The organism is Paucibacter sp. Y2R2-4, assembly GCF_025717535.1.
In the GTDB taxonomy this organism is placed as follows: Bacteria; Pseudomonadota; Gammaproteobacteria; order Burkholderiales; family Burkholderiaceae_C; genus Paucibacter_A.
The window spans coordinates 645,640-664,623 of sequence record NZ_JAJIRO010000002.1 but is presented as its reverse complement, the minus strand read 5'-3'; the positions used below and the strand labels follow the sequence as shown (position 1 = coordinate 664,623).

Below are 18,984 nucleotides of genomic sequence, written 5' to 3'. Positions count from 1 at the left end.
GCGGCGATTCTTTTTGAGTCACTTGGGCGACTCTTGGGTGAATGTCTAGCTATTGTTTTGCCGCCTTGCCGGCTTCTTCAAACTTGGCTTTGACCTCGGCCACGCCATCGATGATGTCGCCGATGACGCGCACATGGCGTTTGAACTGGAAGTCCAATTCCGCCATATGCCGCTCGATGGCCTCGCCCACATGGGAGGAGACGGTGTCTGGCGGTAGGCGCAGCCAAGCCTCGGACTCCGAGCCATCGCGTTCCACCGTGGCGCCCGCATTGCGGGCGATCTTCAGCATGGCGACGTTCTCGCTCAGTGCGTGGATGAACAAGGTGTCGATGCCGCGATTGCGGGCGTGCAGGGCGGCGCGCTCAAACAAGCGCGCGCCAAAGCCCCGTCCACGAACCTGCGGCAACACCGAGACGCCGAACTCGGCCATCGCCGGTTGCCCGGCTCTTTGGGGCTTGGGGGCATAGGCCAGGTGCGCCATCACCACCAGCTCGAGCTTGCGGTTGAAGACGCCCAGGACTTCGTCGCGCTCGAAGTCAATGGCCATGGCGTAGCGGCTGATTTGCTCATCAGACGCCGGGTAGCCAAAGCGCAGATAGCGGTCGCGTTCATTCAGGCTGAGCAAATGCTGGGCAATGCGCTTGCGGTGGCGCCGAGCCAGGGAGCGAATGGGCACCCAGGATGAAAGCCGACCGAGTGCGGCCGCCGGTCCCCAAGCACTAGAGGGAGCCGTTGGGCTGGGCTCGGCCGCGGCGGGCGAACTGAGCGGGTCGGACGTGGATTTCATCGGAGGCCTTGCCATCAATGTACGTAATAACCCTGATTTTAACTTGGGTGCCCCAGCCCCGTCTCTGGGCGTCCGGAGATAAGGCTTCTCTTATTGGCGGACTTGCTGCTAGAATAATCGGCTTTCCCGTATTTGGCTGCGGGGAAGAAGTCTTTGTGCCTGACGCGAGAGGCCGCGAGAGTAAGAAATTTCGGTGCAAGCCTTTTTGGCTAAAACCGTGGAGGTCTTGCTCACAATAAGCGGAACCGAGCGAACAAATGATCTGAACAAGATCGGTGCAAAGGCCTGATTCAGCCATCCGACCGCTAAGCTTTCTCTAGGAAGCCAGCATTCGAAAGTAACTCATGAAGACCTTCAGCGCCAAGCCGGCAGAAGTGACGCACGAGTGGTTTGTGATTGACGCCACCGACAAGGTGCTCGGACGTGTTGCCAGCGAAGTGGCACTCCGTTTGCGCGGCAAGCACAAGGCCATTTATACGCCTCACGTGGATACCGGCGATTACATCGTCATCATCAACGCAGAAAAGCTGCGCGTCACTGGCAACAAAGCCAATGACAAGGTGTACTACCGTCACTCGGGTTTCCCGGGCGGCATCTACGCCACCAAGTTCAAGGACATGCAAGCCAAGCACCCAGGTCGCGCCCTGGAAAAGGCTGTCAAGGGCATGCTGCCCAAGGGTCCGCTGGGCTATGCCATGGTGAAGAAGCTGAAGGTTTACGCTGGTGACACCCACCCGCATACCGCTCAGCAGCCCAAGGCTCTGGAAATCTAAGGAACGATGATGATCGGAAACTGGAACTACGGTACAGGCCGCCGCAAGTCGTCGGTGGCACGCGTCTTCATCAAGAAGGGCACGGGCCAAATCGTCGTCAATGGCAAGGCCATTGCTGACTATTTCGGTCGTCAGACCTCGATCATGATCGCCAAGCAGCCTCTGCTGTTGACGAATCATGGCGAGACCTTTGACATCAAGGTGAACGTGCACGGTGGTGGTGAGTCGGGTCAAGCCGGCGCCCTGCGTCACGGCATCACCCGCGCTCTGATCGACTACGATGCAACGCTGAAGCCCGAACTGAGCCGCGCAGGCTTCGTGACTCGCGATGCTCGTGAAGTTGAGCGTAAGAAGGTCGGTCTGCACGGCGCTCGTCGCCGGAAGCAGTTCAGCAAGCGCTGATCGATCTTGGCTGTTGGTCCTTGCCACCTTCGGGTGGGCGAGGCCACGCTGGAAGGCCGCTTTCGAGCGGCCTTTTTACTTTCTGCATCGCTCCTGTCGAGATCGCTGGCCGTTGGATCGAAATTGCCAGTGGATGTTTTGGGGTCTTGCAATCACCCGACTGCATTACTCGGGTTTTATGTGGACAATACGGGTCTAGAGCCTAACCATCGGGAATAAATATGAGCGCAGTTCTTGAGTCTTCGTCGTCGCCCGTGGATGACATGCCGGTACCCCTGGTCTTCACTGACAGCGCGGCCGACAAGGTGCGTGACTTGGTCGCTGAAGAAGGCAACCCAGAATTGAAGCTGCGCGTGTTCGTGCAGGGCGGCGGGTGCTCGGGTTTCCAGTACGGATTTACCTTCGACGAAGCCGTCAACGAAGACGACACCCAAATGAACAAAAATGGCGTCACCCTGCTGATCGACGCCATGAGTTTGCAGTACTTAGCGGGTGCCGAAATCGACTACAAAGAAGACCTGCAAGGGGCTCAGTTCGTGATCAAGAATCCGAATGCCACCACGACCTGTGGTTGCGGTTCGAGCTTCTCTGTGTGACGAGAGTTTTTCTCTCAGCAAAAAGCCACCAGCTTCTGGTGGCTTTTTTCATGGCTGAAGCTGAGGTTCAGGCGGGATAGAGGGCGCCAAGGAGTCGTGGGCCTGCCGCGCCGGTGGCGGCAGCCAAATTGCCGGGCAGACCGCGCACATGGCGCATGGCCAGCCAGGCGAAGGCGGCCGCTTCCACTTGCATGGCGGGCAGGCCGCGGGCGTCGGTCGGCAAGACCTTGATGCCGGGTAGCAGGGCTTGCAGCCGCTGCATCAGGTGGGCATTGAGAGCGCCGCCGCCGCAGACCAGCAGATCTTGGGTGGAAACGGCATGCCTGCGAAGGCTGTCCACCACGCCATGCGCTGTCAGCTCAAGCAAAGTGGCTTGTACGTCCTGTGCGGCGTGCGGGCCTGAAGAAGCGATTTGCGCTTGTAACCAGTCGCGGTTGAACAAGTCGCGCCCCGTGCTGCGGGGTGGCGCCAGCGCAAAGAAGGGCTCGGCCAACATCTGGCTGAGCAGGTCTGGCACGACTCGCCCGCTCGCGGCCCAGGCGCCAGCGGCGTCATAGGCGTGGCCTAAATGCTCGGCGACCCATAAGTCCATCAAACAGTTGCCGGGGCCGCAGTCAAAGCCCAGCGTGCCACCCGTGCGTTCCAGTAGGCTGATATTGCTGATGCCGCCAATATTCAGGACGGCGACGTCGCGTTCCAATCGTCCAAACTGGGCGCGATGAAAAGCGGGCACCAAGGGTGCGCCCTGGCCGCCTGCGGCGACATCGCGGTTGCGTAAATCACACACCACGGCGATGCCGCTCTGTTCGGCCAGCAGGGCGCCATTGAGCAGTTGCACGGTATAGCCGCAGCCATCGAACTCGCCCGGGCGATGCCGGACTGTCTGGCCATGCGCGCCAATGGCGGTGATGGCCGTGTTGGGCAGCTCACTCAGCTCTAGCAACTGAGCGACCAGATCGGCATAGCTGCGAGCGACGGCGGTCGCGGCCAGAGCGCTGCGATGCAGCTCGTTCTCGCCCGGGCTGTTCAGAGTCAGCAATTCATCTCGCAAGGCGCCGGAGAAGGGCTGGTGCAAGTGGTTCAAGACCTGCATGCCGCCGCCGGCTTCTGGAAAGCGAGCGATGATGCCGTCGACGCCGTCCAGCGAGGTGCCAGACATCAGGCCGATGAAGAGGTCACGCGGCCTGGGCATGTGTGCTTTGGGCTGAACGAGTAAGTCGCCTCAGTCGTCGCCTCAATCGGCGCCGCTGACGCCGCCGTCCATGGTCTGTGCCACCTGCAATTGGGACTGAACGCTGGCGACGGTCTGCTTGAACTGCGCGCGTGCGTAGTTCGGCAAGGTCACGGCCTCGGAGGCGCGAGCGATTACGCGGGGGTCTTGGTGGGCGCCCTTGACGCGGAATTCGAAGTGCAGATGCGGGCCTGTGGCCCAGCCGGTGGCGCCAACAGCGCCCAGCTTTTGCCCTTGCTCAATGCGCTGGCCCTTCTTTACGTCGATGCGGCTCAGGTGGGCGTAGACCGTGGTGCGGTCGCCGTTGTGGCGCACATGGACCACATTGCCGAAGCCGTTTTGCCAGCCGGCAAACTCAACCAAGCCATCGCCAACGGTTCGGACCGGCGTGCCGGTCGGTGCGCCGTAGTCCACGCCGAGGTGGGCGCGCCAAGTCTGGTGAATCGGGTGGAAGCGCATCGCGAAACCGGAGGTGATGCGCGAGAACTCCATAGGGCTGGCCAAGAAAGCGCGGCGCTTGCTCTGGCCGTCAAAGCCATAGAAGCTGCCCTTGCCGGTGGCGCTGTCTTTGAACCAAACTGCCGAATGGCTGCGGCCGTTGTTGACGAACTCGCCGGCAATGACGCGGCCGCTGGCGCCGTTGTCCCAGGTGACGGCTTCGCCGTCTGCGGTCAGACTTTCGTAAACGACCGAGAAGCGATCGCCCTTGCGAAGCTCGCGGTGGAAGTCGATTTCGCCGGAGAACATATCGGCCATCTGCGAAGCGATGGCGTCAGGGATGCGGGCTTCATCGGTCGCGGCGAACAGCGAGGTCTGGATGGACCCGCTGCCGAGGCGAATCTGGGCTTGCAACTCGGCAGTTTCCAGCTTGGAGCTGAAGGTCTTGCCGCTGCGGGTGATGCTGAGTCGGCTGAAATGCGTGGATTGCTGCTCGGCCTTGTCGGAGGGGAAGCGGGCGACCAATGTCTGCACATTGCCCGAGGCATCGGCCACCAATTGCACCGACTTGCCGGCGCGGCCTTGCAAGACACGTTTGGCCAAAGGATCGGTGCGCAGGAACTGAGCCGCCGCTGGGTCAAAAGCGCCGAGGCGTTTGAAGAGGCTTTCCACCGTGTCGCTGCTGCGGGTCAATTCGCTGCGGCTCAGGCCAATCTTGTGCTCGGCCAAGGCGGCCAGCTGTTCTTCAAGATCGTGGGTTTGGCTAGCTTCAACGACGGTGCTCTGGGGCAGGTCGCGGGCATCGGGGGCCAGGGGGGCGATACCAAAAGCCGTCACGGCAAAGCCGCTGAGCAGGCCGACCACAGTACCCGTCAAGGCACGGGGATGGCGGGCGGCAAAGGCTTCGGCTCGCGCCAGAGCCTGTTTCACATCGTTCATCCGGTCAGTCACGCTCATCAAATCCCAAGTTCTTCTTGTTTTGACGCCTGCTTGGCCGGGCGTCTGACAAATGTGTCGCGAATGCCATGAATCGCGTCCACTAGAATTGATCTTTTCGCGACATCTCACCAACTTATGGGGGGTGTCATCGAAAACTAGGCGCGAGTATACAGAGTCAATCGCCGCGTCAACGTCTAGAAAACCCGATAAATCAAGGCTTTACCCGAGCCCAGCCTCTTGTCATGACCGAAAAGCAAACGCCCGCGCCTGTCAATCCCCCAAGCTCGGCCAAGCCCAGCTATCCGATCACCGACAAAGTGCGCGAGGCGATGGCGGTCTCTTTGCGTGCTTGTGACGAGCTGCTGCCCGAGGCGGACTGGTTGCAAAAGCTGGCCAAATCCGAGGCCACCGGCGTGCCGCTGCGCATCAAGCTGGGCCTGGACCCCACAGCCCCCGACATCCACATCGGCCACACCGTGGTGCTGAACAAGATGCGCCAGCTGCAGGACCTGGGCCACCAGGTGATCTTTCTGATCGGCGACTTCACTTCCATGATCGGCGATCCGTCCGGCCGCAACGCCACCCGCCCGCCGCTGACGGCCGAGCAGATCAAGGCCAACGCCGAGACCTATTACGCCCAGGCCAAGCTGGTGCTGGACGAGAGCAAGACCGAGATCCGCTACAACTCCGAGTGGAGCGACCCGCTGGGCGCGCGCGGCATGATTCAGCTGGCCGCCAAGTACACCGTGGCTCGCATGATGGAGCGCGACGACTTCACCAAGCGCTTCGCCGCGCAAACGCCGATCTCGGTGCATGAGTTCCTCTACCCGCTGATGCAGGGCTATGACTCGGTGGCCTTGAAGAGCGATTTGGAGTTGGGTGGCACTGACCAGAAGTTCAACTTGCTGATGGGCCGCCATCTGCAGCAGGAATACGGTCAGTCGCCGCAGTGCATCTTGACCATGCCGCTGCTGGAAGGCTTGGACGGCGTAGAGAAGATGTCCAAGTCTAAAAACAATTACATCGGCATCAGCGAGCCGGCCAACACCATGTTTGCCAAGGTTTTGTCGATCAGCGATGACTTGATGTGGAAGTGGTTCAATCTGCTGAGCTTCCAAAGCAGCGATGCGATTGCCGCGCTCAAGCGTGAGATCGACGGCGGCCGCAACCCCAAGGATGCCAAGGTCATGCTGGCCAAGGAAATCACGGCTCGCTTCCACAGCGCTCAAGCTGCGGATGAAGCCGAGGCCGACTTCAACAACCGCGCCAAAGGCGGCATTCCGGATGAGATTCCTGAAGTGACTCTGAGTGGTGCGCCTATGGGCTTGCCAAGCTTGTTGAAATCGGCCGGCTTGGTGGCCTCCAATGGCGAGGGCACCCGCATGATTGAACAGGGCGGCGTTCGCATTGACGGAGTCGTCATCAGCGACAAGGCGCTGAAAGTGGAGGCTGGCACCGTTGTCCTGCAAGTGGGCAAGCGCAAATTCGCGCGCGTGATCTTGAGTTGACCGGCTTTTTGCGCGTAAGGCGCGGGAAGTAGAAAGGGAGGCCGCAGCCTCCCTTTTTCATTACTGCTTCAGTGGCCTTGGATAAGCGCCGGGCTTAACGGCTTGCAGGGGCTTGTCCGTCATGGCTTTTTTCAGCAGAGCGATGGCCGCGTCCAACTGCGCATCGCCGCCGAGGAAGCTGGCGCGTGGCGGGTTGTCCACCTCGATATCAGGCTTCACGCCCACGCCTTCGATCAAGAACTGCCCGTCTGCACTGATCTGGCCGCTCTCAGCGGCGCGCATGATGCCGTTATCGAGCAGGCGGTTCTGATCCGACAACCACACACCCGCGCCCGAGGTGGTCTTGCCAATCACCGGCCCCAGGCCCAAGCGCTTGATGCCTTCGGCAAAGGTTTCGCCGTCGGAATAGGTTTCTTCATTGGCCAGCACCACCAAATGGCCGCGGAAGGCCTCTTGCATATTGGCGTAAGGCGGCGCGCCCTCGGGCGAGCGGCTCTGCCAGAAAGCCCAGCTGCGGCGCATCAGCTTTTCCAGAATCCAGCTGTCGATGCTGCCGCCGCCATTGAAGCGCACGTCGATGATCAGGCCTTCGCGGTCCGACTGCGCATAGAACTCGCGCACAAAGTCAGCGATATCGTCTTTGCCCATGGCGCGCAGATGCAGGTAACCGATGCGGCCGTCCGAAGCCTTTTCGACCGCGCGAGCGCGTGAGTAGCGCCAGTCGCCGTAGCGCAGTTGTTGTTCGCGACGCTGCGCAACCGGGCTCACCACCTGCTGAATCTCCTTGCCATCCGCCTTGATCAACTGCAAAAGCACTTGCTTGCCGGCATGGCCTCGCAAGAGTTCGGCCAGGTCCGTGGCCTCGGTGGTCTTGCGTCCGTTGATGGCGGTAATCACGTCGCCCACTTGGATGTTCAAACCCGCCGCGGCCAGTGGCGATAAGTCGTTTGGCAGCTCAGGGTCGCTGAGGTAGATGTGATCGATGCGCCAGCCCTTGGCATGGCGAGACAGTCGTGCGCCTAGGCCCGCCAAGCCTGGCTCTTCCGGCGTTGTGCGCACATCGCTGGCGCCCACCTGGCTGTGCAAGGCACTGAGCTCCCCGGCCATCTGTGCCATCAGTTCGGCCAACTCGGCCCGGTCGGTCACCCGTTCGACCAAGGGGGCGTACTTGGCACGCGTGGCCACCCAATCGACGCCGTGCATGGCCTTGTCGTAGAAATGGTCGCGCTGCATGCGCCACGCGTCGGCAAACATCTGGCGCCATTCCGCCTTGGGGTCGATGGCGATCTGCCAGTCGCTCCATTTGATCTGGAACTTGGCGGCCTCAGCCGGCAATTTCGGCGCCGCTTCGACCAGCAAGATTTCCGATGCCACGCCGGGCCCAGCTGGGTTCTTCACCAGCATCAACTTTTTGCCGTCGGCGCTGAGTTCGAAGCTTTTGACGTCCTCGGCCACGGTTTCGGCCTTGCCGCCCAAACGGTCAATCGCAAGAGACTTCAAAGCAGGCTTGCGGTCGGCGCCACTTTCGCTGTCCAAGAACCAGAGCCGCTTGCCTTCGGTGCGCAAGGCGCTGTAGTTGCCAGCTGGCAGTGGCACTTCAAACAGCCGTTCGTTCAGGCCGGCCCAAACAATGGCGGGCTTGGCCTCGACCTTGTTCTCGGCTTTTCCGTCCGCCGCATTCTTGGGTTTGGCCTCCGCCTTGCCTTCGGGTTTGGCTTCGCTCTTACCTTCTTTGCCTTCTTTCCCGTCGGTGCCGCCCTCGGCTGGTGTCAGTTCATCCTTGGCGGCGAAAGGGAAGCGCAAACCGGGCTGCAAGGCCAGGGCATAAAGCTTGGCGCGTCGGTCAAAGGTGGGACCCATATTGCGGTCGCCCCAGGGACTGGTGTTGACGCTGACTTCAAAGTTGCGCTTGGAGATGAAGTACAGCCAGCGGCCGTCCGAGCTGAAGGCGGGCGCCTCGCTGTCATAACGGTCGCTGCTGACGGTGTGGGTCTTGCCCGTCTTCAAGTCATGCAGCTGGATCTGCTCGCGGTTGTTATTGCGCAAGGGCTGAGTGAAGGCCAGCACTTGGCCGTCAGGCGACCAGCTCAGGTGATTGATGCTGGCACTGCGCTGGTCATGGGCGATCAGCTGGCTTGTGCCGGATTTGAGCTCGGTCAGGAACAGCCGCCCTTCTTTGTCCACATGGGCCAGATGGCGGCCGTCGGGCGAGGGCTGCAACTGGGTACGCATGGCTGGAGCGTCTCGCGTGATTTGCTGCGCTGGGCTCAGGCCATTGGCGGCAAAGCGCCAGATCTCACGTTCACCGCTGAAGTCGCAGATAGCAAAGACCTGCAGGCTGTCGGCGCTGAAGGCGGCTTGCAGGCAGCGGCCATCAGCAGGCTGCGGCAACTCGGCGCGGCGCAGGGCGCCGGTGCCTTGGGTGGCCAAATGGCCGCGGCTGCTCAGCAGCACCCGTTCGCCATTGGGGGCCAGGGCGGTGTGAGTCAGAAAATCCTGTGGCTTCTTGACCCAGCGCTCGCGCTGCTGGGCAAAGTCACCGCTCAGTTGGATGGCCAGCTTTTGGCCTTCGCTGGCTTGCGTCTCGGCCAGATCCAGCACATGAATGTCTGCGCCCACGGACACGCTGACCTTATTGCCGCTGATGGAGGCGTGGCGGATGTCCCAGCCCTTGAAGCGGCTGTGTTGACGCAGGTCTTGGCCTTGCGCGTTGACCGACCACAGGTTCACCGTGCCGTCCCGGTCCGACAAAAAGGCAATACGCGCCGACCCGTCGGCCAGCTGATAGGGCATGGGACGTGAGTCATTGGCGCCTTCGGTCAGCAAGGGGCGGGCTTCGGTTTGGGCGTTCAGGTCCAGGGCCCAAAGCCGCGCTCTTGCGCCGCCACGGTATTGCTTGGCGTTGTCGCTTTGCAAGCCGTTGCGAGTGAAATAGAGCTGGCGACCGTCGGCACTCAGCGCGCCATCGCTGGCTTGGCCCACGGGCAGCGCGCGCCGCTGACCGCTTTGGATGTCGATGGCATAAAGCTGGCTGACCGGGCGACCATCTTGTGCAGGGCCACTGAGCAGCAGTTCGCCTTGGGCGCTGAAGCCCCAGACCTTCTGGGCCGCAGCGTTCCAAGTCATGCGCTTGGGCACGCCACCTTGCATGGGCATCAGATAGACATCGCCCGGCCCGTCGTACTGGGCCACAAAGGCCAGCCATCGACCGTCGGGTGAAACCGCAGGCATGGTCTCGTTGCCCAAATGGGTTGTCAGCCGTTCAGCCCGGCCGCCGCTGGCGGCAACCCGCCAGAGATCGCCCTCGGCCACCAAAACCAGCTGTTCGCCATGCAGGGCGGGCTGGCGGTAAAAGCCTGCGCTCGGGCCGGCGCTCTGCGCTTGGCTGAGCGGGGCGCTATGTGCGCTCATATTGAGCAGGGCCGCGCTGATGGCCGTGACTAACGCAGCTTGTAGGAGCTTCATTGGTTTTGTCTCTCGTCCTTGTGGGAAATGGGGAGCGTGCGTCTTTGTGAGGCGCTTCGCCCGTTGATGCTTGCAGTCGGCCTTGCGCCGCTCGTTTTGGGAATTAGGGGTTGCTCACCCCTGAGCTGACATGGCCGGCAGGCACATGGGCCGCAGCGCTGGCGATGTGACCGGCTTGGTCGTCGAAGAAAAAGTCGGGCTCAAACTCGCGCAGGAATTCGCCCTTGGCCAAGCCGCCGAGGAACATGGCCTCATCGACCTCGATGCGCCAATCCATCAGTGTGCGAATGGCTCGCTCATGTGCTGGTGCGCTGCGTGCAGTGACCAGGGCAGTGCGCACCCGCATTCCGCCGCCGGGCTGACGCTGCAGGCCCTGCAAGGCCTCCAGTACCGGCTTGAAGGGGCCCGCGGCCAATGGGATATTGGCATGCGCGCTTTCATGCGACTGAAAGGCGCTCAGACCTTCGCTTTGGAACACGCGTTCGGCCTCGTCGGAGAACAGCACCGCGTCGCCGTCAAAGGCGATACGCAACTCATCCGGGTGTTCGGCCGAGGCCTTGGCGGACAGGGGCAGCACACGCGCCGCCGCCACGCCAGCAGCCAGGGCTGAGCGCACATCGGCTTCATTGGCTGACAGGAATAGCTGCGCGTTCAGCGGACGCAGATATCGCCAGGGTGACTCGCCGCGGGTGAACACGCCGCGCTGAATGCCCAGGCCGTAATGCTTGGCCGAGCGGAATACCCGCATGCCCGAAACCGGGTCATTGCGCGACAGCACCACGATCTCCACCCGTGCTTGCTCGGGCGTGTTGAAAGCCAGCAGCTTGTTGACCAGCGAAAAAGCCACCCCCGGCTTGGCCGGCAGATCGAGCCGGGCTTCTTGCAGGGCCATATAGGCGCGGTCATCCTCGGCTTCGAAGAGCTCGTTTTCTTCTTCGAAATCGAACAGGGCTCGCGAGGAGATCGCCACCACCAGTTGTCCGTCAAGATTGGCAGGCATGTGTCGGGCGCTCCGTAATCAAGTCCTTCGCCGGGCCGCCCCAAGAAGGACTTGAGCGATGGCGGTCGGGCCTGGCCCGACCGCCATCGGGCCCCCACTGGGGGCGGCCCAAGTACCCATGGGCCGGGGGCATCTATTTCACCCAGGTGTTCAGCTGAATGATTGGCATCAGCACCGCCAGCACAATCATCAAGACGATGGCACCCATCACCACAATCAGAATCGGCTCCAGCATGGTGGCAGCGGCCATCGAGCGGCGCTGCACCTCGACGCTGAGTTGCTTGGCGGCGCGCTCCAGCATCTGCGGCAACTGGCCCGTCTGCTCACCCAGGCGCGCAAACATGGCCAGGATGCCGGGGAAGCGCTTCTTGCCGGCCAGCGCATTGCCCAGCGGAGCGCCTTCGCGCACCTGCACCAGGGCATCCAGCGCATCGGCGCGCATGGCGCGGTTGGACAGCGTTTCGGCTGCGGCCTGCAAGGCCTTCAAGATCGGCACGCCGGCGCCGGCCAGCATGGCCAGGGTGCTGGCAAAGCGAGCCGCGTTATAGCCGCGCGTCAGTCGGCCCAACAGCGGCACGCCCAGCACAGCAGAGTCAAAGCGCTGCCTGAAGGCCTCGCCCTTCAAGGCTTGGCCGAGCGCTACGCCCCCACCGATCAACACCAAAAGCATCAGCCAGCCCCACTGCCGCACAAAGGCGCTGATGGCCAGCATGGCCACCGTCAAGAAGGGCAGGGCGCGTTTGGAGTTGGTGAACACCGTGGCGATTTGCGGCACCACATAAGTGACCAGAAAAATCACGATCAGCACCGAAATTAGCGAGACGATGGCCGGGTAGGCCATGGCGCCAAAGAGCTTGCCGCGCAAGTCTTGGCGTTCTTCCAAGTCGTCCGCCAGCTTCTCCAACACCAGGCCCAGAGCTCCGCTCTGCTCGCCGGCCGCGACCACGCCGCAATACACCTCGTCGAACTCGCGCGGGGCGCTGGCCAAGGCATGGGCGAAGGTGGCGCCGGCGTTGACTTCGGCTTTCAGCTGCGAAAGCAACTCACGTTGTCGGTTGTCTTCGCATTCGTCGGCCAGGGCCGTCAGCGAGCGTTCGATCGGCAGGCCCGAGCCGACCAAACCGGCCAACTGCCGGGTCCAGACGGCCAAGGCGGTGGGGCTGAAGACGCGTCGGGCAAAACGGCTGCCGCTTTGCTGCCCGTGTTGCTGCACCGTTTGCATGCTCAGCGGCACCAGACCCTGGGCGCGCAGCAAGGCACGGGCCGCGCGCGGCGTGTCGGCCTCGATCAGGCCGTTGCTGGGGCGACCCCCGGCGTTCAGCGCTTCGTACTTGTAAGCGGGCATGGCGAGTTCTGTCCCGGCTACTCGCGCGTGACGCGCAAGACTTCTTCTTCTGAGGTGATGCCGGCCGCCACCAGGCGAGCGCCGTCTTCGCGCATCGAACGCAGGCCGGCCGCTTGGGCGGCTGCCAGCAAGACGCTTTCAGGCGCTTGCTGGTGGATCAGTCCACGCACCTGATCATTCGCCACCATCAATTCATACACGCCGGTGCGGCCTTTGTAGCCGGTGTGGGCGCAAGCCTCGCAGCCGACTGGGTGGTATTTGCCCAAGTCGTCGAAGCGGCGGCATTGCGGGCATAACTTGCGAACCAAGCGTTGCGCGAGCACGCCCAGCAAGCTGGAGCTGAGCAAGAAGGGCTCGATGCCCATATCGGTCAGACGCGTCACCGCGCTGGGCGCGTCATTGGTGTGCAAGGTGGCCAGCACCAAGTGGCCGGTCAGTGAGGCCTGGATGGCAATTTGAGCGGTCTCATGGTCGCGGATTTCGCCGATCATGATGACGTCCGGGTCTTGGCGCAGGATGGCGCGCAAGGCCTTGGCAAAGGTCAGCTCGATCTTGGCATTCACCTGCGTCTGGCCGATGCCAGAGAGCTCGTATTCGATCGGGTCCTCCACCGTCAGCACATTGGTGGTGCCGGTGTCCACCGTCTGCAGCGAAGCGTAGAGGCTGGTGGTCTTGCCCGAGCCGGTGGGACCGGTGACCAGCACGATGCCGTGCGGTTGCTGCACCAGGCGCTTGAAGCTGGAGAGTACATCGCCGCTCATGCCCAATCCTTCGAGCGTGAACTTCGATTCGCTCTTGTCGAGCAGACGCAGCACCGCGCGTTCGCCATGGGCGCTGGGCAGGGTGGAGACCCGCACATCGATGGCGCGGCCGCCAATGCGCAGCGAGATGCGGCCGTCTTGCGGCAAGCGTTTCTCGGCAATGTCCAGCTCGGCCATGATCTTCAGGCGCGAGATCAGGGCTGCATGCAGACCTCGGTTGGGTTGCACCACCTCACGCAGCGTGCCGTCAACCCGGAAGCGCACCGAACTGGCTCGCTCGTAGGGCTCGATGTGGATGTCGCTGGCGCCGTCTTTGGCCGCCTGCGTCAACAAGGCATTCAGCATGCGGATGATGGGCGCATCATTGGCCGCTTCCAGCAGGTCTTCAACGGCCGGCAGGTCCTGCATCATGCGCGACAGGTCCACCGCACTTTCCACCTCGCCAATCACCACGGCGGCGCTGGACTCACTGCCGGCGTAGGCGGCATTGATGCGCTCGCTCAGCGTGCTGCGGGCTTCTTGCTCCAGACGATCCAGGGCGTAAAGACGTTGCACCTCGGACAAGGTGGCGAGGCTGACCTCGGGCGGCGCCCACAAGACCAGGCTGTTGCCGTCGTCTTCCAGCAGCACGGAGTTGGCCTTGGCGAAGGCATAGGGCAGGGGATGTCGGATGGCGGCCATGCGCGGACTCTGGAGCTCGGTGCGGTGGTTGGCTTACTGAGGCGCGATGGGTGCCAGTGGAGTCTTGGCGCCGGCCTCGCTCTGGCCGCCCGCCGGAGTGGCCGGTGAAGGCGGCAAGACCGGTGCGCCGGTATTCGGCAGTACCAAGCTTTGGCCCGGCTGTGAGTTTTGTTGCAAGGCGCGGATGGACTCATAGCGGTCCAGCGTCAGCTGGTCCGCCGTGGCCTGATTGCGCATCACTACTGGGCGCAAGAAGACCATCAGATTGGTCTTCACCCGCTTGCGGTTTTCGCTCTTGAACAGGCTGCCCAGAATCGGGATGCTGCCCAGGCCGGGGACCTTGTCTTCACCGTCGCTGTACTCGTCCTTCATCAGGCCGCCCAGCACAATGATCTGGCCATCGTCCACCACCACCGTGGTTTCGATCGAGCTCTTGTCGGTGGTCGGGCCGGCGCTGCTGGACTTGCCGTCCACCACCGAGGAGTTCTCTTGGTAGACCGTCATGCGCACCGTGCCGCTTTCGCCAATCTGGCTGCGGATGCGCAGGGTCAGGCCCACGTCTTTGCGGTCAATGGTCTGGAAGGGATTGATTGAGCCCGAACCGCCGGTGTTGGAGTAAGAACCGGTCAGGAAGGGCACGTTCTGGCCGATGACGATTTTGGCTTCTTCATTGTCCAGCGCCACCAGATTCGGGGTGGAGAGGATGTTGGCGCCGGCCTGGCCTTCGAGGAAGTTGGCAATTGCGCCCAGGGTGTAGAAATCGCCGACCTTTTTCAAGAAGCCGATGTTCAGGCCCTGCGGCACAGCGGCGCTGGCAAGGGCTGTGGCGATGCCGGTCTTGCCGCCTGCTGCAGCCGCACTGCCGTTGATGATATTGCCCAGGCCTGTGCCGAAATTGGTGCCGAGGCCGGGGATATTGCTGTCGCCCTTGCCACCGAACAGGTTCTGCCATTGCACGCCGAACTGGCCGGACTTGCTGGCATCGACCTTGACGATCATGGTCTCCACATAGATCTGCGCGCGGCGCGAATCGAGCTGGTCGATGACCGCGCGAATTTGGCGGTAGAGCGGCTCGGGCGCGGTGATGATCAAAGAATTGGTGGCCGGGTCGGCCTGCACAAAGCCACCGGTCGAAGGGCCTTGGGAAGCTGAGACCGGGCTGGACGAGGCCGTGGACGTGCCGCTGCTGTTATTGCCCGAGTTGCTGCCGCTCAGCGGGGCGCCGCCCAGCGAGTTGTTGTTGGCGCTGCTGCTTGAGCTGCTGTTGCTGTTACCGCCAGCCGCTGCTGAATTGCCGGCCGCAAAAGCCGCGCGCAAGACCGTGGCCAGCTTGGTGGCATCGGCGTTCTTCAAGTAGACGACGCGGATATTGCTGGCGCCGTCGATCGAGGGCTGGTCGAGCTTTTCGACCATGGCGCGGGTGGCGGCCAAAGTGGCTGGATTGCTGGCGCGCAAGATCAAAGCATTGCTGCGAGGGTCGACCAAGACCGAGATGCCGCCGCTGGCCTGGCCCGGTACCGCTGCGGCGGCATTGGCCGCACCGCCAGCCGCCAGCTTTTGCACCAGCGCCGCCAGATCCGAGGCCACCGCATGTTTGAGCGGCACGATCTCGATATCGGTATTGCCCGGCGTGTCCATGGTCGCAATGATGCGACCCAGGCGCTGCAGGTTCTCGGCGTAGTCGGTGATCACCAGGCTGTTGTTGCCTGGGTTGGCATTGATGGTGTTGTTGGGGCTGATCAGGGGCCGCAGCACGGACACCAAGTTGTTGGCGTTCTCGTGGTTGAGGCGGAAGATCTGCGTGATGATCTGGTCGCCGCGTGCGCTGCTGGAGCCGACCGCTACCGCGCCGGCCTGCAGCTTGGCATCGGCCTCGGGCACCACTTTGAGCATGCCGGTGTTTTCCACCACGGTGAAGCCCAGGCCACGCAGGGCGGCCAAGTAGTTCAGATAGGCCTCGCGCACGCTCAAGGGCTGTTCGCTGTAAAGCGTGATCTGGCCCTTGACGCGCGGGTCGATGATGAACTGCCGGTCCAGCATCACGCCGATGGCGCGGGTCACCGCTTCGATGTCGGCATTGACGAAATTCAGGGTCACCGGCGTGCCGGACTTCAGCGCCGGGCTGTGGGCGCGGTTGTTGGCGCGGTTGCTGTCAGTCTGCGCCAGCACCGGGCTGGCCAAGACCGACAGGGCCAGAACGCCGGCCAAAGTGGGGCTGGCCTGCCGTGCAGGGCGCTCAATGCGTGGGCGCTTGTTCATGCTCATCCAATCGAAATGACGGAGCGCGCGCCTTGGCGCCGCCCGATGATATTCAGAAGATTGCTCAGGGCGGCTTCGCGGCCTGGCGCCGCGCTGGCTTCGCCCAAAAAGCGGGCCTTGCCGGCCGCAATACTGCCTTGGCCGGACAGCAGCAAGGCGCCATCCAGCGTGCTCAGCGTCATTTTGCTGACGCCAGATTTACTCGGATCATTGGACTCGGGCGCCAAGCTGAAGCGGTAGCTGCCCAGCGGCGCCAAGGTACTGATGCGGGAGGACAGATTGATCAGGTCCAAGTCCAGCTGACCAAACTGCCGCCAACGGCCCTGCACCCATTCGAGCCGGAAGTCGCGCGTTGCCAGGCGCAGCGAGCCACCCAGCTGCAAGGTGTTCCAGGGGGTGCCCAGGCCCGCCAACCATGCGGCGGGATAACGCGCCAGCCAGTCGGCATGGCTGGACAAGCTGATCTCAAAGCGGCCCCAGCCGGGTTGGATCTGCATTTGAAGCTCGCCATTGATGCAGCAGTCTTGCGATGCGCGCAGCTGCAGCCCGAATCCCTTGAGGCCCATGGACCAGCGCAGGCGGCCCGGCAATTGGCTGGCATCGCGGCTGTCGGCGCCGCCGGTCAGCACCAGCACACCGCTGCCGTTCCAGATGCTGCCGCGGGTGTCGGTAATCAACAAATGCCCTTGACTCGCGCTGGCCAAGCCATGGGCCAGCCAACTGGCCGGGGCGAACACGATCAGGGACAGCAAGACGCCCAGCACCGCGCCCGCCACGCTCCAGCGCATGGCGGCATTGCTGCGGCCGCGCCAGGCGGGCTCGACTTGGCGCGAGTCTTGCCATTGGGTGGCGCCCATTTCGGTCAGCGGCGCGCCCAAATCGGCGGACTTGCCGCGCTTGAACCAGTTTCGGGCAGAGGAGAAGGCGGCGCTCATGGCGTGGCTCCATTCAAGCTCAACACAATGGAGCCGCTATAGCCATTCGGCCCGCGCTGCAGCTTGGCCTCCAGCGGCTTGGCGCGGGCGGCGCTGCGCACCTCGCCCAACCAGGCTTGCAGGGCCGGCGCGGAGATACCGTTCAGATTCAAAATCGCGCGGTCGCCGTTCAGGCTCAGCTTGGCGCCGGGGCCCAGATGTTCGCTGGCGGCTTGCAGAGCCTGCACCGCCAAGGCCGCAGGCACGGTGGGGGTGGCGCGCAATTCGCGCACTTCCAGGGCCAAGGCCTGCATGTCTTGCAGCTGGGCTTCCAGCGTGGCCATTTGTTCGGGGGCTTGGCGCAGCGTGCGCAGGCCGGGTTTGACCGCCAGCAACCAGATCAGCAAGGCGCCCAGTATCCAGGCGACCAGTTGTAGGGCCAGACGTTCACGTTCGCCCAAGCCCTCCCAATGCGCTTTGGCCTGGGTTTTGAGGGCTTGCCATTGGGCCGTCTTGCTTGGGCTTGTCATGATGTTCTGCCCTTGGCTTCCGGCGCGGAATTGCGGGCCGCGCGGCTGACCGTCAGGCGGCCATCTTGGGTTTCGAGCTGCCAGCCTTCGCTGCGCAACTGGGTGCGGAACTGTTGAATCTGCGCTTCACTCCACCCTGTGGCGTTCAGCTGTAGACGGCCAGTCTCGAAGCTCAGCGCATCCAGCGGGCCGCGCTCGGCGGGCCAGGCAATGGCGGCGGCGGCCAACAAGGTTTCAAGGTCTTGATCGCTGGCGCGGCCGGCGGCGGCGCGCAAGACGTCGGCTTCTCTTTGCATCTGGATGGGCGCGTCGCGGATCGCGCGCACCTGCGGGAAGGCTTGCGTCAGCGTGCTGTCCAGGGCCAAACGGCGGGCCTTGATCTGCTGGCTTTGCTGCCAGGCCAAGAGGTTCAAGCCGAGGAGATGCACGGCGACCAGGCCCGCCAAGCCCCAGCGTACCGGCCGCCAATTGCGCCGCATCAGGCCGCGCAAGAAGTTGCGCAGCGCACGCAGGCCGCGGGTGCGCGGTGCCAGTTCAAACTGACGCAGATTCCAGGGGCCATCGATCAAGGCCAATGCCCGTTGATTGGGCGCTAGCACCTGCACCGAGGTGCCCAGCCAGCGTTCAGCCTGAGCGGCCACGGCAGGTGCGGCACTCCATTGACTCAGTTGCACCAAGGATGCGGGAAAAAGCTGGCGCGGCAGGCTGCCGTTGACAGGCAAGCTGGTGACCCCTTCGGGATGGCTCCAGCGCAGGCCGATCGGGTTGGCTTCCACGCCGGTCTCGTAAAAATGCCCGCGCGGGGGGGCGTCGGGCCAGCTCAAGGGGGCGATGCGGTCCACAAAGACCTGGGCACCTTCCAATTCAGTCAGGTGCTGCTGCAGCCAGGCGCGCGAGGTGATGGCGACCCAGGCGGTGTCGCCGCCCACGGCCTCGGGCTCGATGGCGAAGTGCAGGCCGTCCGGGTCTTCCAGCAGCGATTCTTCCAACATGCCGGCCAGGGCCGAGCGCATCTGCCGACCGGCGCGTGGCAGGGTGACGCGCTGCCAGGACACATCGGACTCGGCGGCAATCGCGATCACTTGGTCGGCATGCGGCAATTTGGCCGCTGTGCGACTGCCCTGCGAGTGGATGTTGAGACCGTCATTGCTGAGCAGGTAGTCGTACTCGCGAGCGGAAGCGCCGCTGCTCAGGCTGTCGAGTGACGGCGAGGCGCGGCCTTGGGCCTGCAGGCGGCTGCGCGCAGGCAAAAAGAGGAGCAGAGTACTCATAACGGTGTTCGTTGCTGGCGCATTCTAGGAGGCAGGCAATGAGGCAATGTTCTGAAATCAATCACTTAGGACAGGTATTTGCAG

15 protein-coding genes are annotated in these 18,984 nt (G+C 63.0%); 4 read left to right on the top strand and 11 right to left on the bottom strand.

The window, feature by feature from the left end:
- Nucleotides 1-49: 49 nt before the first annotated feature.
- Nucleotides 50-787: a GNAT family N-acetyltransferase gene (locus LNV06_RS09860; protein ID WP_263538069.1), complete on the bottom strand. Its 738-nt coding sequence runs from the start codon at nucleotides 785-787 to the stop codon at nucleotides 50-52.
- Nucleotides 788-1,131: 344 nt separating this feature from the next.
- On the opposite strand from LNV06_RS09860, the gene rplM reads away from it, so the two are divergent.
- From rplM to erpA, 3 genes are all read left to right on the top strand, one after another.
- Nucleotides 1,132-1,560, top strand: coding sequence for a 50S ribosomal protein L13 (gene rplM, locus LNV06_RS09855; protein WP_263538068.1), 429 nt, complete (start codon nucleotides 1,132-1,134; stop codon nucleotides 1,558-1,560).
- Between the two features lie 9 nt (nucleotides 1,561-1,569).
- Complete coding sequence (gene rpsI, locus LNV06_RS09850; protein WP_263538349.1) at nucleotides 1,570-1,962, top strand: 30S ribosomal protein S9; 393 nt, start codon at nucleotides 1,570-1,572, stop codon at nucleotides 1,960-1,962.
- A 221-nt stretch (nucleotides 1,963-2,183) separates the two neighbouring features.
- Entirely contained in the window at nucleotides 2,184-2,558 is a 375-nt protein-coding gene (gene erpA / locus LNV06_RS09845; protein ID WP_263538067.1) for an iron-sulfur cluster insertion protein ErpA, read from the top strand.
- Between the two features lie 67 nt (nucleotides 2,559-2,625).
- Here the strand turns inward: erpA and LNV06_RS09840 are convergent, their stop codons facing one another.
- A complete protein-coding gene (locus LNV06_RS09840) occupies nucleotides 2,626-3,750 on the bottom strand; it encodes an anhydro-N-acetylmuramic acid kinase (protein WP_263538066.1) in 1,125 nt (374 codons plus the stop codon).
- 42 nt (nucleotides 3,751-3,792) lie between these two features.
- Nucleotides 3,793-5,184, bottom strand: a complete 1,392-nt coding sequence (locus LNV06_RS09835; RefSeq protein ID WP_263538065.1) for a M23 family metallopeptidase — start codon at nucleotides 5,182-5,184, stop codon at nucleotides 3,793-3,795.
- A gap of 224 nt (nucleotides 5,185-5,408) precedes the next feature.
- Here LNV06_RS09835 and tyrS point away from each other — a divergent pair, with 224 nt between their 5' ends.
- The gene (gene tyrS / locus LNV06_RS09830; protein ID WP_263538064.1) at nucleotides 5,409-6,674 is read left to right on the top strand and encodes a tyrosine--tRNA ligase; all 1,266 of its coding nucleotides are present in this window, start codon (nucleotides 5,409-5,411) and stop codon (nucleotides 6,672-6,674) included.
- 60 nt (nucleotides 6,675-6,734) lie between these two features.
- Here tyrS and LNV06_RS09825 read toward each other — a convergent pair whose 3' ends face one another.
- The 8 genes from LNV06_RS09825 to gspL form a co-directional block, all read right to left on the bottom strand.
- Nucleotides 6,735-10,139, bottom strand: a complete 3,405-nt coding sequence (locus LNV06_RS09825) for a S41 family peptidase (protein ID WP_263538063.1) — start codon at nucleotides 10,137-10,139, stop codon at nucleotides 6,735-6,737.
- A 103-nt stretch (nucleotides 10,140-10,242) separates the two neighbouring features.
- Entirely contained in the window at nucleotides 10,243-11,139 is an 897-nt protein-coding gene (locus LNV06_RS09820) for a 5'-nucleotidase (protein WP_263538062.1), read from the bottom strand.
- A 133-nt stretch (nucleotides 11,140-11,272) separates the two neighbouring features.
- Complete coding sequence (gene gspF / locus LNV06_RS09815; RefSeq protein WP_263538061.1) at nucleotides 11,273-12,484, bottom strand: type II secretion system inner membrane protein GspF; 1,212 nt, start codon at nucleotides 12,482-12,484, stop codon at nucleotides 11,273-11,275.
- Between the two features lie 17 nt (nucleotides 12,485-12,501).
- The gene (gene gspE, locus LNV06_RS09810; RefSeq protein WP_318013477.1) at nucleotides 12,502-13,917 is read right to left on the bottom strand and encodes a type II secretion system ATPase GspE; all 1,416 of its coding nucleotides are present in this window, start codon (nucleotides 13,915-13,917) and stop codon (nucleotides 12,502-12,504) included.
- A 42-nt stretch (nucleotides 13,918-13,959) separates the two neighbouring features.
- Nucleotides 13,960-16,185, bottom strand: a complete 2,226-nt coding sequence (gspD, locus tag LNV06_RS09805) for a type II secretion system secretin GspD (protein ID WP_263538059.1) — start codon at nucleotides 16,183-16,185, stop codon at nucleotides 13,960-13,962.
- Nucleotides 16,186-16,187: 2 nt separating this feature from the next.
- The gene (gene gspN, locus LNV06_RS09800; RefSeq protein ID WP_263538058.1) at nucleotides 16,188-17,120 is read right to left on the bottom strand and encodes a type II secretion system protein N; all 933 of its coding nucleotides are present in this window, start codon (nucleotides 17,118-17,120) and stop codon (nucleotides 16,188-16,190) included.
- Entirely contained in the window at nucleotides 17,117-17,629 is a 513-nt protein-coding gene (locus LNV06_RS09795) for a type II secretion system protein M (RefSeq protein WP_263538057.1), read from the bottom strand. The genes gspN and LNV06_RS09795 overlap by 4 nt, the downstream gene beginning before the upstream one ends.
- Complete coding sequence (gene gspL, locus LNV06_RS09790) at nucleotides 17,626-18,900, bottom strand: type II secretion system protein GspL (RefSeq protein ID WP_263538056.1); 1,275 nt, start codon at nucleotides 18,898-18,900, stop codon at nucleotides 17,626-17,628. The genes LNV06_RS09795 and gspL overlap by 4 nt, the downstream gene beginning before the upstream one ends.
- Nucleotides 18,901-18,984 lie beyond the last annotated feature (84 nt).

Excerpts from the sequence above, each read along its gene's own strand:
- LNV06_RS09860 (WP_263538069.1), bottom strand. The coding sequence starts at position 787 with ATGAAATCCACGTCCGACCCGCTCAGTTCGCCCGCCGCGGCCGAGCCC.
- rplM (WP_263538068.1), top strand. The coding sequence starts at position 1,132 with ATGAAGACCTTCAGCGCCAAGCCGGCAGAAGTGACGCACGAGTGGTTT.
- rpsI (WP_263538349.1), top strand. The coding sequence starts at position 1,570 with ATGATCGGAAACTGGAACTACGGTACAGGCCGCCGCAAGTCGTCGGTG.
- erpA (WP_263538067.1), top strand. The coding sequence starts at position 2,184 with ATGAGCGCAGTTCTTGAGTCTTCGTCGTCGCCCGTGGATGACATGCCG.
- LNV06_RS09840 (WP_263538066.1), bottom strand. The coding sequence starts at position 3,750 with ATGCCCAGGCCGCGTGACCTCTTCATCGGCCTGATGTCTGGCACCTCG.
- LNV06_RS09835 (WP_263538065.1), bottom strand. The coding sequence starts at position 5,184 with ATGAGCGTGACTGACCGGATGAACGATGTGAAACAGGCTCTGGCGCGA.
- tyrS (WP_263538064.1), top strand. The coding sequence starts at position 5,409 with ATGACCGAAAAGCAAACGCCCGCGCCTGTCAATCCCCCAAGCTCGGCC.
- LNV06_RS09825 (WP_263538063.1), bottom strand. The coding sequence starts at position 10,139 with ATGAAGCTCCTACAAGCTGCGTTAGTCACGGCCATCAGCGCGGCCCTG.
- LNV06_RS09820 (WP_263538062.1), bottom strand. The coding sequence starts at position 11,139 with ATGCCTGCCAATCTTGACGGACAACTGGTGGTGGCGATCTCCTCGCGA.
- gspF (WP_263538061.1), bottom strand. The coding sequence starts at position 12,484 with ATGCCCGCTTACAAGTACGAAGCGCTGAACGCCGGGGGTCGCCCCAGC.
- gspD (WP_263538059.1), bottom strand. The coding sequence starts at position 16,185 with ATGAACAAGCGCCCACGCATTGAGCGCCCTGCACGGCAGGCCAGCCCC.
- gspN (WP_263538058.1), bottom strand. The coding sequence starts at position 17,120 with ATGAGCGCCGCCTTCTCCTCTGCCCGAAACTGGTTCAAGCGCGGCAAG.
- LNV06_RS09795 (WP_263538057.1), bottom strand. The coding sequence starts at position 17,629 with ATGACAAGCCCAAGCAAGACGGCCCAATGGCAAGCCCTCAAAACCCAG.
- gspL (WP_263538056.1), bottom strand. The coding sequence starts at position 18,900 with ATGAGTACTCTGCTCCTCTTTTTGCCTGCGCGCAGCCGCCTGCAGGCC.